This is a genomic window from Trichocoleus desertorum ATA4-8-CV12, assembly GCA_019358975.1.
In the GTDB taxonomy this organism is placed as follows: Bacteria; Cyanobacteriota; Cyanobacteriia; order FACHB-46; family FACHB-46; genus Trichocoleus; species Trichocoleus desertorum_A.
In genome coordinates this window covers 16,694-30,588 of record JAHHIL010000042.1, presented here as the reverse complement: position 1 = coordinate 30,588, position 13,895 = coordinate 16,694, and the positions used below count along the sequence as shown (strand labels likewise).

The 13,895-nt window shown below is 49.3% G+C and carries 16 protein-coding genes; 7 read left to right on the top strand and 9 right to left on the bottom strand.

Annotation, left to right across the window (positions count from 1 at the left end):
• Nucleotides 1-153: 153 nt before the first annotated feature.
• Both KME12_21330 and KME12_21325 read right to left on the bottom strand, forming a co-directional pair.
• On the bottom strand, nt 154-390 hold the full coding sequence (locus tag KME12_21330) for a hypothetical protein (GenBank protein ID MBW4490330.1): 237 nt from the start codon (nt 388-390) through the stop codon (nt 154-156).
• A 9-nt stretch (nt 391-399) separates the two neighbouring features.
• Nucleotides 400-813: an ankyrin repeat domain-containing protein gene (locus KME12_21325; protein ID MBW4490329.1), complete on the bottom strand. Its 414-nt coding sequence runs from the start codon at nt 811-813 to the stop codon at nt 400-402.
• A gap of 392 nt (nt 814-1,205) precedes the next feature.
• Between KME12_21325 and KME12_21320 the strand changes: the two genes are divergently transcribed.
• On the top strand, nt 1,206-2,084 hold the full coding sequence (locus KME12_21320) for an integron integrase (GenBank protein MBW4490328.1): 879 nt from the start codon (nt 1,206-1,208) through the stop codon (nt 2,082-2,084).
• 108 nt (nt 2,085-2,192) lie between these two features.
• On the opposite strand, the gene KME12_21315 is transcribed toward KME12_21320, so the two are convergent.
• Together KME12_21315 and KME12_21310 are read right to left on the bottom strand one after the other, a co-directional pair.
• Complete coding sequence (locus KME12_21315; protein MBW4490327.1) at nt 2,193-2,504, bottom strand: hypothetical protein; 312 nt, start codon at nt 2,502-2,504, stop codon at nt 2,193-2,195.
• A 467-nt stretch (nt 2,505-2,971) separates the two neighbouring features.
• Entirely contained in the window at nt 2,972-3,589 is a 618-nt protein-coding gene (locus KME12_21310; protein MBW4490326.1) for a hypothetical protein, read from the bottom strand.
• 11 nt (nt 3,590-3,600) lie between these two features.
• Between KME12_21310 and KME12_21305 the strand changes: the two genes are divergently transcribed.
• Nucleotides 3,601-4,401: a hypothetical protein gene (locus KME12_21305; GenBank protein ID MBW4490325.1), complete on the top strand. Its 801-nt coding sequence runs from the start codon at nt 3,601-3,603 to the stop codon at nt 4,399-4,401.
• A gap of 564 nt (nt 4,402-4,965) precedes the next feature.
• On the opposite strand, the gene KME12_21300 is transcribed toward KME12_21305, so the two are convergent.
• Nucleotides 4,966-5,511 carry a relaxase/mobilization nuclease domain-containing protein gene (locus KME12_21300; GenBank protein ID MBW4490324.1) on the bottom strand — a complete coding sequence of 182 codons (546 nt, stop codon included), beginning with the start codon at nt 5,509-5,511 and terminating at the stop codon, nt 4,966-4,968.
• A gap of 14 nt (nt 5,512-5,525) precedes the next feature.
• Entirely contained in the window at nt 5,526-6,137 is a 612-nt protein-coding gene (locus KME12_21295) for a hypothetical protein (GenBank protein ID MBW4490323.1), read from the bottom strand.
• On the opposite strand from KME12_21295, the gene KME12_21290 reads away from it, so the two are divergent.
• The 3 genes from KME12_21290 (at nt 6,136) to KME12_21280 (ending at nt 8,336) form a co-directional block, all read left to right on the top strand.
• Nucleotides 6,136-6,636 (top strand): hypothetical protein, encoded by a 501-nt coding sequence (locus KME12_21290; protein ID MBW4490322.1) that lies wholly within the window; start codon nt 6,136-6,138, stop codon nt 6,634-6,636. The genes KME12_21295 and KME12_21290 overlap by 2 nt on opposite strands.
• A 21-nt stretch (nt 6,637-6,657) precedes the next feature.
• Nucleotides 6,658-7,455, top strand: coding sequence for a hypothetical protein (locus tag KME12_21285; GenBank protein MBW4490321.1), 798 nt, complete (start codon nt 6,658-6,660; stop codon nt 7,453-7,455).
• A gap of 104 nt (nt 7,456-7,559) precedes the next feature.
• Complete coding sequence (locus KME12_21280) at nt 7,560-8,336, top strand: hypothetical protein (GenBank protein ID MBW4490320.1); 777 nt, start codon at nt 7,560-7,562, stop codon at nt 8,334-8,336.
• A 284-nt stretch (nt 8,337-8,620) separates the two neighbouring features.
• Here KME12_21280 and KME12_21275 read toward each other — a convergent pair whose 3' ends face one another.
• The 3 genes from KME12_21275 to KME12_21265 form a co-directional block, all read right to left on the bottom strand.
• Nucleotides 8,621-9,235 carry a Uma2 family endonuclease gene (locus KME12_21275; protein ID MBW4490319.1) on the bottom strand — a complete coding sequence of 205 codons (615 nt, stop codon included), beginning with the start codon at nt 9,233-9,235 and terminating at the stop codon, nt 8,621-8,623.
• 275 nt (nt 9,236-9,510) lie between these two features.
• On the bottom strand, nt 9,511-10,236 hold the full coding sequence (locus KME12_21270; protein MBW4490318.1) for an ImmA/IrrE family metallo-endopeptidase: 726 nt from the start codon (nt 10,234-10,236) through the stop codon (nt 9,511-9,513).
• Nucleotides 10,237-10,602 carry a helix-turn-helix domain-containing protein gene (locus KME12_21265; GenBank protein ID MBW4490317.1) on the bottom strand — a complete coding sequence of 122 codons (366 nt, stop codon included), beginning with the start codon at nt 10,600-10,602 and terminating at the stop codon, nt 10,237-10,239. It lies immediately after the preceding gene.
• A 226-nt stretch (nt 10,603-10,828) separates the two neighbouring features.
• On the opposite strand from KME12_21265, the gene KME12_21260 reads away from it, so the two are divergent.
• The gene (locus tag KME12_21260; GenBank protein MBW4490316.1) at nt 10,829-11,635 is read left to right on the top strand and encodes a PD-(D/E)XK nuclease family protein; all 807 of its coding nucleotides are present in this window, start codon (nt 10,829-10,831) and stop codon (nt 11,633-11,635) included.
• A 14-nt stretch (nt 11,636-11,649) separates the two neighbouring features.
• Nucleotides 11,650-13,893, top strand: a complete 2,244-nt coding sequence (locus KME12_21255; GenBank protein ID MBW4490315.1) for a hypothetical protein — start codon at nt 11,650-11,652, stop codon at nt 13,891-13,893.
• Nucleotides 13,894-13,895: the final 2 nt, after the last annotated feature.

Genomic DNA, 13,895 nt, shown 5'->3' with positions numbered 1-13,895 from the left:
AAACAGAGATGTTTTAAGTATCACCCTCACCCATAACCTTGCGGTCTAACGACCCCGTTCACCCGCCGCGAATAATCTCTCGAACTCAACGAAAAGACTCTGTACGGGCGGTATGCAACGGGATTGTTAGACCGCAAGGTTATACTTGTAAACTTAAACGAAGCCCTCGTCAACTAACTTACCCTCCTCGCTAGTAATCTCATGACGTTGGTCTGAGCCACCCACAACACGGCACCAACTCTCAGAGATCAACTTTGCATTTTTCCCTTCACCATCAAACCAATAACTGAAGCCACCGTACATTCCAGGAACTAGAAACCACATTTTAGGCTCCTCTATTTCTAGCATCGGTTCTAGCTCTGGAAGCCTTAGCCCAGATTTTTGAACCAAATCACCTGTTCAAGCAAGAATGATTTGATGGAAATGATTCTGAATCTTTTGAAGTTTTGCATGAGAAATATGGGTTTTGTAAACCGGCTCTAGTAACTGAACCAAGTGCTGATGACTCTTTCTTTTTGCAATATCTACTGCTCTTTCATCATCTGCAGTCCGTAACGTTCGCCATGCCCCCATTTTTATCATTTGTTGTACTACTTCTACTGGTGCATTCCCATGTGCAGCCTGATGAAGAGGGGTGTATAACGCTCGCCCATCAGGACGAGTCAAATTGATCAAATCTGGACGCTCATCAAGAATTTTAAGGGTTTTCTTCCAGTTATATTGCTTTGCGGCATCTGCAAGTGCATGGCGAATCACAACCTCATCGTCCCGAAGCACTTCTGATTTAGTGATACCGTCCCATTCAGCAGTCATGGCTCTAAACCCTTAATCCTAAATCAACTATGAAAATATTTTCACAGAAATCGTTTAAACTATTGTCCCCACAGATAACGCAGATCTGGCTAACTATTGTTTAGACGGAACTGATTCGGGCTAACTACCCTATAGAGGTGATTAGCCCGAATCAGTTCCGTCTAATCCTCCAATTCGGACATTAGCCCGACGAATTTTCCGTATAATACCCCTGGTTCCGGCAATTAGCCCGAATTCTTCAGCGTTTCTTCGCTCCGTTTTCACCTTTGATTCTGCCTAAACTCCAGAAACGGGATTAGACAGAATTTAGGGTACTCCTATGAAATCACGACCTCGAAAATTGTTGGAGCAAGTCCGCGATGTCATTCACATGAAGCACTACCCCTACCCCACTGAGGAGAGCTAGGTGGAAGAGGATTCGCCGCTTCATCCTCTTCCACAACAAACGCCATCCCAGTGAAATGGGAGCACCGGAAATCGAGCAGTTTCTTAGCTATCTAGCAGTCCAGGAACACGTGGCTGCTTCAACTCAGAATCAGGCACTCAGTGCTTTGCTATTTCTTTACCGTGCAGTGCTGCGACAGGAGCTGGATGAGTCCATCAACTCAATTCGAGCGAAACTTTCTCGCTATCTGCCCACCGTGCTGAGCAAAGCGGAGACGCATGCCATCTTCAATCGCATGAGCGGTGTGCCGCAATGGGTCGTGCCATTGCTTTATGGCAGCAGTCTACGGCTCAGTGAGAGTTTGCAGTTGCGGGTCAAGGACTTAGATTTTGCTCAGTCTCAAGTGGTAAGGAACGCCAAGGGCAATGAGAGCCGAGTGACAATGCTGCTGAGTCGCACCATTGAGCCACTACAAATGCAGATGCGACGAACCAAACGATCCCATCAGCAAGACTTAGAGCGGGAATATGGCATGGTGTATCTGTCTTACGCCTTGGAACGAAAATATCCTAATGCTGGGCTAGAGGGGGTCTGGCAGTACGTCTTTCCCTCTATCGGCATCCTGTTCGACCCGTGTAGCGGGCTGCGCTGCCGCCATCACAGTGTTCAGAAGGCGGTGAAGCAGGCCCCACGAGCGGTAGGAATCCAAAAGCGAGTGGGGTATCACACGCTTCGCCACAGTTTTGCGACCCATTTGTTGCAGGATGGGTGTGATATTCGAACCGTTCAGGAGCTTTTGGGGCACAAGGATGTGAAGACAATGATGATTTACACTCACGTCTTCAATCGAGGCGGACGAGGCGTGAAAAGCCCTCTTGATTCATAACCCCTAGTTCGTGATGTGTAAATCTAAGCAAGCTTAATCTGCACCAAACATTTCCGAATTGAGGCATTTTCGGCAACCTTTTGCTGTGTATGTCAGAGCGGCTTTAGTCTAGAGTGCGTCAATTCGATGAAGTGACTCCATCAGTTCCTCAATCTCCTCATCCCCAGAGCATTGTTGCACTTGAGATTTGAACCACTCTAATTCTTCCGGTTCTGTGTCCTGCACTTGGTATACCAGCAACGTTCCTGCTACCCGTGCCAAGGTAAGGGGTTCATGGGGAGCGTGATTGAGCAGGGCCTCAGCCTCCTGATACAACTGTTTGGCTGCCACCTCGTTCAGTGACTTCCCCATCTGGGACGCAATGTCTTGCAAGCTTTGCTGAATTGCTCGTTGGAGATCGGGTGGAAAAGAACGGTTCATGGTGTCAGGGTCAAGGACTCTAATGCTGATCCAAGTATTGCAGCGATCGCGTAGTATTTCATTGCAGTGTTGCTACCGTGAGCTTACTCTCAGTGAATAAGTTGACATCAACTTGTATTTTGACACTTGCATGTTGTTGTACTTGAGTATCTCAACACTCAAATGAACTAGGTTATTAAATAAGTTCTAGTAGGCAAAAAACTTTGAGGGTACCTTACCTCATGCCACGACCAAAATCAATCTCTGTTTCGTTAGGCTGATGCTCAAGTGGCTTGCAGCCCCTTCCTAAGATCCAGATGGGTTCTATAGCACATTGCTAGTTTTCAGCTATAGAACTTAGAATTCACCACGTAGGAGAAAATTCATCCTTTCCTCAACAGCCCAACAGACGGCGATAAATTTTGCATCATAGCGATAGCGTATACCTCTGTTCCAGGCGCTCACCCTTGTTGAGCTGTTGGGAACCCTTATGCTCTTTGTCCTGGTAGTTTACTTCTCTTAGCTAAATGACGTCTGTGGTGCGGCAGTCCTTTCTCGTCGGCAGATGAAGGGGATACCCATTGCACATTGCCGTTGATCACATCTACGTCAACTTTCGTACTGAGGATCTCGATGCTCTTGAGCAGCCAGTACAGGGAGAATGCCCATATGCCTGCCCACTCCAGCCACAAGACTAGGCGATCGCCAATGATGCTCGTGCCCGTCACGATCCTTAGCAGCAGCACAAGCGCTAGTGAGAGCGGCATCAAGAACCTGGCAACTCTGAAGATTTTTCGCCAAAAGTTCTTTTTCCTTTCATTTTTGATGATATCGACAGTATTCATTGCTGTGAATACGTTGACTAATGTGATTGTTAGGAAGAAAACGGAAGCGGACGCGAAATGGATTGAGATTGGCAGTCCTAGCAACTTACTGGAAGTGAAAGACTCGAAGCCTGGTGCTACCTGACACACCGACAGCACCTGTGGTTCGGGCCATTCCATCGGAAAGAAGGCAACACCGGCAAGACATAAACCAGCAATGTTGAGCAGCCAGTTTTCTAACTTGCCGAAACCCGAGAGTGTCCGGATTTTTGTGTAAACCAAAGCTGGAATCTTTGATTTCCCGTCAAATTTGTCTGGTTAGACACAAGGAGATTTACACTCCCCTAAAAAGCTCCTACGAAATCGAACGACGATCGCCCACTAGAAGACAAATGGAGACGTGGCAGAAAACTGGGGTTCCCCCGGTAATGGTGCTGATGCAAGACGCCATTGACCAAGAGGCAATTCCAGGACGAGGGCTCGAGCAACTGCAAGCAGCCTTGCTGCAAAACCACGGTATTTCAGTCAGGTGGGGCGATCGCCTCAACAAACCAGGCATCATTTTCGAGCAAGCGGATACTCAAAGCGAAGTGGTAAGGATGTCAGGGTCCCAACTAGGCCGAGGCTACACACTCCCAGCCCTCCAGCAACGGCTAGCAAGAGAGATTGAAATCGAGCGTCTTGGGGTTGAATCGATAACTGGGCAGATGCTTGAACCTGATCCACTTGAGGATATTTTGAGGGTACAAAATGAAGATGTTCATCGCCTTGCACCCCAGATCCAACAAATATGGAGTCGGGAGAAAACGGGTACGCCTAAGCTCAGAGCGCTAACCTTTGAGGGTTACCAGATTCGCTTGGGTGAGGCAGGTCAACCGGAACTCTATCACCGCGATCGCCTACTAATGGGGTATTCAGAGGGCGACTATCAGAGCTATGGCTTGACGGAGCAGGACTGCACAGCGATCGAGCAACTCAACGAACGATTGCACCAACAAGCTCTGCCACAGCCATTAGACCCGGAAAAGCAGAAGCAGCATGCAACCAATTTCCCGAGGCGATCTCGCTCGCGATCCCAACATCTTGATCTCTGATGGCAGCACTCCTGCCGAATCAGGGACTGGGGCTAATCTAGAAAGATTGAGAGTATCCGTCTATCTACTTGATTTGAGATGTTATACGAAAATCATCCGCCTAATCACCCCAATAGGCGTTTTATATGGAAAGTTTCAATCCAATCATAGTGAGGCAGACAAAATGCCGTAGATAATTCAATCAAGCCGCAATGCACTAAAAATTATCAAGATCCTCCTTAAATGACGAGCATAAAGTAATTTCCTGGTACGTATCTAGAATCACGAGACCTTCTAAGAATTTATGGCAACTATGCGAATCACTGATCCCCCCGAGCGGCTGGACACGCATATCCTGCGCTCTTATTCCGTTCTGCGCTGGTGCATGGGTGTTTTTGGCTTTATGCTGCCCTTGCTGCTCGTGGTGGGGGGAATTAATAGCTTGTGGTGGATTTCGGCTCCGCTGGAAATACAGAATTCTCTTAGCGCTTATTATCACGCTGGGTCTACGTGCACAGCGTTTGATGGGGTCTACCGAGATCTCTTCGTGGGCATTCTTGCCGCGATCAGCTTTTGCCTGATTATCTACACGGGTTTCGGAGGTTGGAGTCCATACTCTTTTTCGGTCTCGCGACAAATGCGCTGGCTGCGCTCGTGGTCCTGCCAAGTGGGAATCGCACGACCGTCTAGCAGATTGATGCGACTGGCAACGAAATGCGTATGCCGATGCTTCGTGTCTTCGTGGACGGCACAGAACCATTGATACTCGTATAGTTCCGACTCAATAAACTCACTGATCTGCTGTTTATATGCAGTTTTGTCGTCGCTTCGCAGCAAGTTTGGCTCCCTCGCTGATACGACTAATCCAGCAAACCGAGCGATCGCTCTGTCTCTTAAAAACTCGTCATTCAAATCCTGAGTTGCGGCATCTTCATAGCTATAGGCATCAATCAGGTGATAAACGGGCCGCTCAATGGTGAGGTTTAAGTCCTGTGATAAGAGGAATTCTCGTGAGATGGTATCCGCATCAGACCCCATTACACTGCCTCCGAGTAACCGTGCCGCTTCCTTATCGAGCACGTATTGAGTGGTTTCTCTAAAGTTGTGATTCTGCAACGTCTTCCCAATCATGCCTTCGTTTCCTCTCAATGAGTATCCTGGCGTTGGCTCAATTGCAGCCCGATTTCTACCAGCAATGTCTCTAGTCGTTCCAGTTGATCTAGGTAAGCAGAAGTGAGCGGTAAATCTCTGTTTTGCTGGACCGCTATATTCATGGCCTTCGCCATTTGGTTGCAAAGGGCTCTAAGCTGAGCGAGTTGTACGTAAGCTTCTCGGTTAATCTGAGGGGCGATCGCCCGAGGTCGAGGAATGCCAGAACCGAACACTTTGGCTCGCACAAAGGCTGAGAGGTTGACCCCCTGTCGTAGTTCCTCAAGCTGCTGTTCTTCTGCTTCAGTGATGTAAAAACGCTTCGGGATCGTTCTGCGTTGATGCAGCTCAGAATCTCCTAAAGTCTCTCGAATCTCACCTCTAAGTTCCGCGATCGCCTGATCCATCGATTCAAAGTTAGGCATAACACTCCAACTCGCCACCGAGCTATCAGAATTCTGTCCTAGCACGTCCAGGGTGATTTCGGCAGGCGCTGGAGCAGAAACCAGCTCGCTCAAATTCAAAGTTTTGCTAAGACCGCCTTCTGAAGCCGCCAGCTCTAGCGTGATTTCGTTAGAAGAGTAGTAGGAGCATTCCATCGGAGTCATGGCGATTTGGACAAGACTCAGCGAGGTCATGATGGGCAAGCCGCCGAAGATTTATCCCGAGAGCACCGCGAACCAGTTGAGTTCAAAACTGGAGCACCTGGCGCAAAACCCGAAGGGCTTGCAGGTGAAAGAGCTGGTGTTTCGGCTCAGACCTAAAATCGAAGCGGCTCAGGAATCAGGCTACACCTTAGAGGATATTGCCAACGTGTTTAAGGCGGAAGGCGTTGACCTAACCTTAAATACTCTCAAGCGGTATTTACAAGAGAGCCGAGCCCTCAATCCCCAAGCTGACCTGCCAACCATACCCGCTTTAGATTCCAAGTCTAGCAAGGTCAAAAAGGCGAATTCGCTTCCCGTTCCCTCATCGCAGCGATCGCCCAAGCTTACGCAACTGCCCAAAGATAAAGTGCAGCCTCTCGTTGAGCCTGGAATTCAACCCTTATTGACCAATACCAATGAGTACGGTTTTCAAGAAATGCGTTCTGATGATGACCTCTAAACGGAGATAAACAGTGGAGCAATGGCTAGTAAAACGACAAAACTCCAACCTCAAGTTGCTGAACCCCTCCCAAAGCAGCTGAAACCGAAACGGATGATTGGCATCACCTCCGACAAGGGCGGCAACGGCAAAAGTACAGTCGCTCGGGCTCTAGGTGACATCGTCCTCCGACGAGGCATCCCCACTCGCGCCTTTGATTGCGATCGCCGCAATGCTCAACTCTATCGGCATTACAACCAAGCATTTTCATCTGCCTTTGACTCTGGTGCAGGCGTAAGCCGGATTGATTTGAGTGTTCGAGGAGGAGCTGATGAACTCCTAAACAGCCTGGAATCCCCCACGACTCAGATTGTGCTGATTGATTTTCCTGCGGGTGGAGGAGAGCTCTTTGAGCGCTTTGAACGAGAGATCAAGCTTTTTGACTTTCTGAGTGAAATCGGGTATCAACTAACGATGGTCAGTGTACTCAGTCGAGTCAAAGATAGCATCAACTCCCTCAGAACGCTGATGGAGTACTGTGGCGATCGCACGGACCACGTGGTGCTGAAGAACTGCTTTTTTGGAGAACCGGAAAAGTTCAGCCGCTTTGACCAGAGCAAAACGAAAGAACTGCTTCTGCAAACAGGTGGGGTGATTCTCAACTTCCCCGACCTGTACGACAGTACTTACGACGTGCTAGATGATAAAAACCTGACCTTCAGTGATGCCTTGCAACCTCAGAGTGGGTTACCGATGGCCGATCGCCGTCGGGTGAAAGTTTTTCTAGATGAAGCCGAAGCAGAATTCCTCAAAGCTGCGGAGTTTTTGGGGTTGGCCTAGAGACGGGCAGAGCAATACGAATTCAGGGTGTGACTACATTACCTTTTGAGCTTGGAAGCGAGGCAGCTCAATCTGACAACCATGAATTCAATGGGGTACTCATAATGGCTAGCAGCACGCCTGACAGTAACGGCAACCACAAGCCGATTCTTACGGGGAATACAATTCTCGACAAACTGCTTAACCAACTGGAGAAGGGCGATCGCGAGTTTATCTTGCGATTGATGGCAGAGCTGGGTATCCCGACCAATGACCCGATGCACCCCTTCTTAGTGGCGTTGCAATATTACGTCCAGATTCTCAGAGAGATTCCAGCTGCAATGAAAGCAGCGGCGGATGAATCGTTTCGTAAAGCTGCCACGGTTTATGGCAGCATCCAATCCAATCTGAATTATTCGGTAGCCCAAATCGAAGGCATTCGGTTGCAGTGGGGTGAAGATACTAAAGCTCTGTTGCCTGAGTTCAGGTCTACCTTTACTGTTGCTTTTGACCAGGCCATTCAGTCAGCGGATGTAGTACTGAAAAAGAAGGTAGAGGCGTACCGCCAAGAGATTAATCAGATCAACGCTACGGCTTCACGGGACTGGAGCCAAGAGCTCGTCCGCACTCGCAAGCTCTATCTGCAAGATGTTTTCTGGCAGGGTTTGGTTTGGGCCAGTAGTGCCACGGCGATCGCTCTGGTGGTAGTGGCAGGGTCAGCTTACTGGCTAGGGACTCAACAGGGACGGGCGATCGCTGCCCAAAAGTTTGGCAGTGAGGACTGGTACACCATCAGTCAGCAGTTGATTAACCGAGCGGATAATAAGCAACGGTTGCTTCGTTGCAACCAAGACCGCAACGTAAAATGTACTCTCTGGATGGAAGATCCACCGCAACAGTAGATAAACGATGCGACCTTTTCACTGCTGCCCTTACTTGCCCCAGTTTTTGTCTTAGAGGCTGGCGGGCGATCGCCCCCCCGCTTCTCCCAATTTGGGAACGCAACCTACTTGGGATGTTTAGCCCGTACGCAGACATTTGCTGAGTTGAGTGAGGCGCACAGTAAGCTGAAGTTTGAACTGATGCGATCGCTAAGTGACAAAGCAGGCGAAGCAGGCTGAGTAGCGGTACAGTGCTAACATCGGGAGATGTTTCCCGACGAGGCAGCGATCGCTCAAAGCTAACACTATTGACCTGCTGCAAAAACCTGCTCGGCGGTGAGTTGCAATTCTGGAAAAGCCACAGAACTAATGCGATCGCTGCCTCGAAATTGTTGAACTTGATACTCGCCGTCTACTAGCTGATAAACCGAGAGTGTTGCCTGTTTAGGTGAGCCAATGTAGCGCCTGCCGCCTAAGCCGAGGTAATCGACAATCCAGTATTCTGGGATTTGCAGTGCCTCGTAATCAATAAACTTGTGCCCATAGTCGTCGCGCCAATTGGTGCTGACTATCTCGATGACCACTCGCACTGATTCGCCTTGGGTAATGGTGGAGCGCTTCCTCCAGAGGGGTTCTTCAGCCAATGCGGGCTGGTCTAGAACAATCACATCGGGGTTATAGCCTGACTTTTCTGTATCTAGTGGCTTGATGATTGCCTGCCGAGGAATAATATAGGGCAATTGCAGCCGCTTGCTCTCTAGGAACAACTCCCCTGCAAGAAAACCGCCCACTTGCTCATGTGTTCCCGTCGGTTGCATTTCAATGACGACCCCATTCCACAATTCGTAGCGACCGTAGCCATCTGGATACCAGTTGAGAAACTCGTCTAAGCTCATCAGTTGAGGAAGCGCTTGCACCATTGCCCCTAAGCCCCTTATCTGTGCTGCTTCTAAGTGTAGTTGAATGACCCTGACTCCAAAAATAGATCGACATCCCGTTTTGCAAGCAGCGGATGGCTGGGATAAGTTGGAGGCGATCGCGCTCTGCTGTCAGGTAAGGACTAACCATTTGATTCTGTCGATTAGGTAATGAATCGACAAAATTATATGAGACCTGCATTTTCTGTCGATAGATTGGTTTATCGACAGAACTGAGAACCCCCTCGGCCTTAGCCAGGCTCCTGCTTTAGTAGAACTTAATCTGGGGTAGATGACGATTCCTGCCAACTTGCCAATAACGGCTCACCAGACTTCAGCCTTCTACCGGGATAAAGCCGCCTGCCGCTTTCCTCAATCAACTCCAGATCTTTCAGCCGATGTACCAAATTCCGTTGCGAAACTCCTAACTCTTCCTGGATAGCTTTCAGGTGGTTCCAGTTCAACAAGTTCCGTCCTTTGCGGGCCTCCTCAATCTTGAATTGGGGCATAAGCAGGCAACTGGAAAAATATTGTGCTTGCCACTCGCGCCAATCACTTTGGGTTCTCTGGGTCGTCTGATAAAGCATCTGCTCGTCTACAGTTCGGCATAGAAAGATTTCCCTATCCATAGCTGGCGTCAGAGGAAGTTCACCCTGAAAGATGGTTCCCTCCGCTTCCGCCTGGTTGATCTGTAGCACCCAGTGCCCAACCTCGTGACTTACAGTTGATTGGTAAAGCCCTTCATTAGTGTGTAAGGCTTGAAAATCCAAGTTCAATTCAATTCGCTTGTCTGTGGGATAGATTTTCGCAGCGACAATGCCGTCTTGCTTCGGGTCGAAGGGCACCCAGTCAACGCAGAGGTCAAAGAAGTCAGCCGTGCGTTCAGCCAGGTTCGACCACTTCTTAGGCATAAAGTCATTGGATTGCATCGCTGCAAGGACTTTATCAGCCTGCTGTTCAATCTGTTTCTTGTTGAGTTGTCTATGCGGCTTGATCACTCCCACCTATAAGTCCTCCGGGTGCTCTTCCTGTTGTGCCTCTTGCAAAATTCGCTGTGCGATCGCAGGGTTATCACGAATTGTTCTGAGTAGAACTGGCATTTGTTTTTGATGCGTTTTCGCTAAGTCTTGTACCACCTTTGCGTCTTCTGCTGTAATTCGACCTGCCAGGTAGCTGAGTTCTTCAGCATCTAGCTCAAGATGGCGAGCCAGTGCCCGAAGCACATCTTCCTTTGGAGGATAATCGGCGCGATCGTTTTCCAGCTTGGACAGATAGGTGTAATCAACGTCAACGAAACCTGCAAGCTCTCGTTGGCTGTAACCCTTGCTCCGCCGAGCTTCTCGAAGCCGTTTACCAAAGGTTTGATCCACCATAACCTCCCTTCCTACAGATCGATCATACCGGGGGTTGACGACAGAAATCAACATCAATTATCTTATAGCAGATAGTTGACGAGAAAAATCAACACTAAAAAACACTTTACTTAGCGTTCGTCCCGTTTGAGGCCGCTATATATGGAGTGTACTAGTAAATATGTACTAAAACTTTTGTTCCATTCGATGTAAGCAGTTTTTCTGTTGTGAGGAGACCAGCTGAATGCAGACTGTTTGGAAACCATTTTTCAGTTACAACCTCTGGGCCCTGTTTGAGCCAGCAATCGGTCAGGAACAGCGGCACTGCCCGATGAAGCGGGGTTTTCTGAAAGCTCGTGCTAAAGAACCAGAGGTTGCCCCGCTGATTCAGCAGGAAACGGTCTATCAGGAGATCGGGTTGCTGGCGCAACAGGGAATTTACGAATTTCATCAGGACGTACATTGCCTAATTGGTGACGATGGTGTGAACCGAGTGTCAGCAATCTTGGGTTTAGAAAACAGAAGTCAGGAGGTTCGCAATCGTGTCACCCAAGTCCTGGCTAACTATCAGGTGACTCCAATTCTGCTGGGCAAAAACATTCTGAAACTGAGCCGAGGAGATGAAGGATTTCCTGAGCCAATCTTGCTACGTTCGGGCAATCAAGAGTGTAATCTCTTTGCTGCAATCGACTGTATTTTTGTTGAACCGGACGGTACGCTCCACATTCTAGACTTCAAAACTGGCAAATCAGACTTCGATCGCCGCCAAGCCTATGTCTACCTACTGGCCGCTAAGTATCTCTACCCCAACTACGAGGCGATCGCCTCTTTCTATAACCTTGAATCCCAAACCTGGTCAGATCCAATTCGTGCATTGTCAGTGCAATTGCAAGTGTTGGAAATGGATTTATTCCGGTTCGCCCAGCAACATCAGAACGACTTGCAGCGCTACAGGCGTAAATTAGCATCGTTTGAGGAAATCTTTCCGCCCCATTCCGGCTACCAATGCCAGACCTGCCAGTTCCAATCCGTTTGTCAATTTACCATTTAGTGGAGCATCTACCCATGATTGCATTAGCCACTCAATCTCTTCAGGATAAAAATTGCCTGAGCGAGATTTTTGCCCTGGGTCACACCGACCTAAATCTGGTTAGCTTTCGCCTGTCTCCGCTTACAGACCGTGAGGATGGGTTGCGGCTGAGTTACCGTTTTTCACGTTACTTCCCAAACGTCATTGTCGTTTGGAAGAACGGTCTTTTTTATGCCCTAGCGAACCAGGAGCAAACCCTACCAACGGATGCAGAATGGGCGGGGGCACTGGAGTACATCCACCGTGAGATTTATGAACCATCCGATCCAGAGTGGCGATTTCAGCGATCGCGAAATCCGCAGATGACTCCAGACATCATTGCCGCCTTTGCAGAACAGATTTTGGATGTTAGCCAACCATTTCGACCCAAGACTGTATATTCGGAGCAGAACATTGAGGTCAAGCGAAGAGCAGACTTTGGGGCAGAGACGGTCGAAATCAATCAAATGCCTCATCCTGCGATCGCGCTATCTCCCCACAGCCGCATTACGTTTCAAGGGACATTGGATGGTTTTTTGGCGAATCACCCCTACCGCCAGAACCCTGAGAGGTTACTGGTCAGTTTGAAGGTTGAAACCCTAGATACCGATAGCACTGCGACGATCGAAGAGATTGTTGGAACGATCGCGGAGCATCGTACATATCTACTCACAAAAGCTAGTGGCGCTATTAGCCGTAAAGCGTTGGAGGAAGCTCCGGCAGAGCAACCGGTGGTGGCTGTACGCTTTGGGCAAAACAGCAAACGCCTCTACCCCTATGCAATGGCGGCATTGCGACCCTGCGTCACTGCCGAAACCGCAAATCAGTTAGACATTGATTTTGGCACTCTGCTGGAGCAAACCAAAATACCGTATGCAGATCGTCAGCAACTTCTGAAGGAATACAGTGCAGCTGCAAAGGAAGCACTGCGACCCTACAACATTCAATTCCTCAAAGCGATTAACGGGAGAGACAACGGGGACTTGTTCTGGGTACCAGAGCACCCGATTGAGCAAACACCGATTCAATTTGGACAGGGTGTGACAGGACTCTACAACGGCATCCTGCGTGGATTGGAAAATGGGGGAGTTTATCAGCGGCACCGGGACTATCAAAACGTTTCAGAAAGACCCATTCGGCTCGTGGTACTCAATCTGCTCAAGCCTGAAGCACAGGTTAATGGGTTTATGCAGCAGGTGCGGCAGCAACTCGAGCGCTACAAGTTTCCCAGCTTAGAACTCAACCCCAGCACCGAAGCCATTTTGGTGGACAACTGGAACAGTCCAGAGGGTCGAGCGACTCTAGAGGACAAACTGGATGAGTTGATGACGATCAAGCCGGACATCATGTTTGTATTTCTACCTCAGAGCGATCGCGGTTCTGATGATGACGAGAGCGGTAGCCTCTACCATCGCATTTACTCAAAGCTGCTGCGCCGCCAGATCGCTAGTCAGTTCATCTATGAGGAGACGCTTCGGAAAGAAACTCGATACGTTTTGAATCAGGTGATGCTGGGAGTGCTAGCGAAATTAGGAAACGTTCCTTTCGTTCTGGCAGAACCCTTGCAGGTTGCCGATGTGTTTATTGGGCTAGACGTGGCGCGCTCCAAGAAGCGGCGGTTGTCGGGCAGCATGAATGCCTGTGCCGGAGTCTGCTTGTACGGTAATCGAGGAGAATTTATTCGGGCAAAGTCGGAAGATGCTGCGATCGAGGGAGAAGAAATTCCGCAACGGTTTCTGGAGGCACTGCTACCAGCCGGTGCATTGAGAGGGAAAACAGTTCTAATTTACCGAGATGGACGTTTTTGCGGCGATGAGGTTACTCACCTATTGAACTGGGCAGCGGCAATCCAATCGCAGTTCATCCTGGTTGAGTGTCGTAAGTCAGGTACGTCAAGGCTTTATAACCTTCCGCGATCAAACTCTGACCGGGGACGTAGCATTGCGGCTCCGACTCGCGGACTTGGGTTGAAACTCTCTAGTCATGAAGCCATTCTGGTCACGACCCAGGTCAGTGGCAGAATTGGGGTTCCTCGTCCCATTCGCCTAACAGTTCGCTCTGAAGGGCATCCAGCATCGATCGAGCAGATCATGGATGCCACTTTGAAGCTGACCCTACTCCATCATGGTGCTCTGAAGCCGCCCCGCTTGCCGATGTTATTGCATGGCGCTGATCGGTTGGCGGATTTGCGCCTGAATGGTGTCTATGTGCCTGAGTGCGATCGCCAATTTTGGCTCTAGTC

Coding starts and splice junctions, on each gene's coding strand:
- KME12_21260 (MBW4490316.1), top strand. CDS start 10,829: ATGCAGACTGTTTGGAAACCATTTTTCAGTTACAACCTCTGGGCCCTG.
- KME12_21255 (MBW4490315.1), top strand. CDS start 11,650: ATGATTGCATTAGCCACTCAATCTCTTCAGGATAAAAATTGCCTGAGC.
- KME12_21315 (MBW4490327.1), bottom strand. CDS start 2,504: ATGAACCGTTCTTTTCCACCCGATCTCCAACGAGCAATTCAGCAAAGC.
- KME12_21300 (MBW4490324.1), bottom strand. CDS start 5,511: ATGATTGGGAAGACGTTGCAGAATCACAACTTTAGAGAAACCACTCAA.
- KME12_21285 (MBW4490321.1), top strand. CDS start 6,658: ATGGCTAGTAAAACGACAAAACTCCAACCTCAAGTTGCTGAACCCCTC.
- KME12_21290 (MBW4490322.1), top strand. CDS start 6,136: ATGGCGATTTGGACAAGACTCAGCGAGGTCATGATGGGCAAGCCGCCG.
- KME12_21280 (MBW4490320.1), top strand. CDS start 7,560: ATGGCTAGCAGCACGCCTGACAGTAACGGCAACCACAAGCCGATTCTT.
- KME12_21325 (MBW4490329.1), bottom strand. CDS start 813: ATGACTGCTGAATGGGACGGTATCACTAAATCAGAAGTGCTTCGGGAC.
- KME12_21295 (MBW4490323.1), bottom strand. CDS start 6,137: ATGACTCCGATGGAATGCTCCTACTACTCTTCTAACGAAATCACGCTA.
- KME12_21275 (MBW4490319.1), bottom strand. CDS start 9,235: ATGGTGCAAGCGCTTCCTCAACTGATGAGCTTAGACGAGTTTCTCAAC.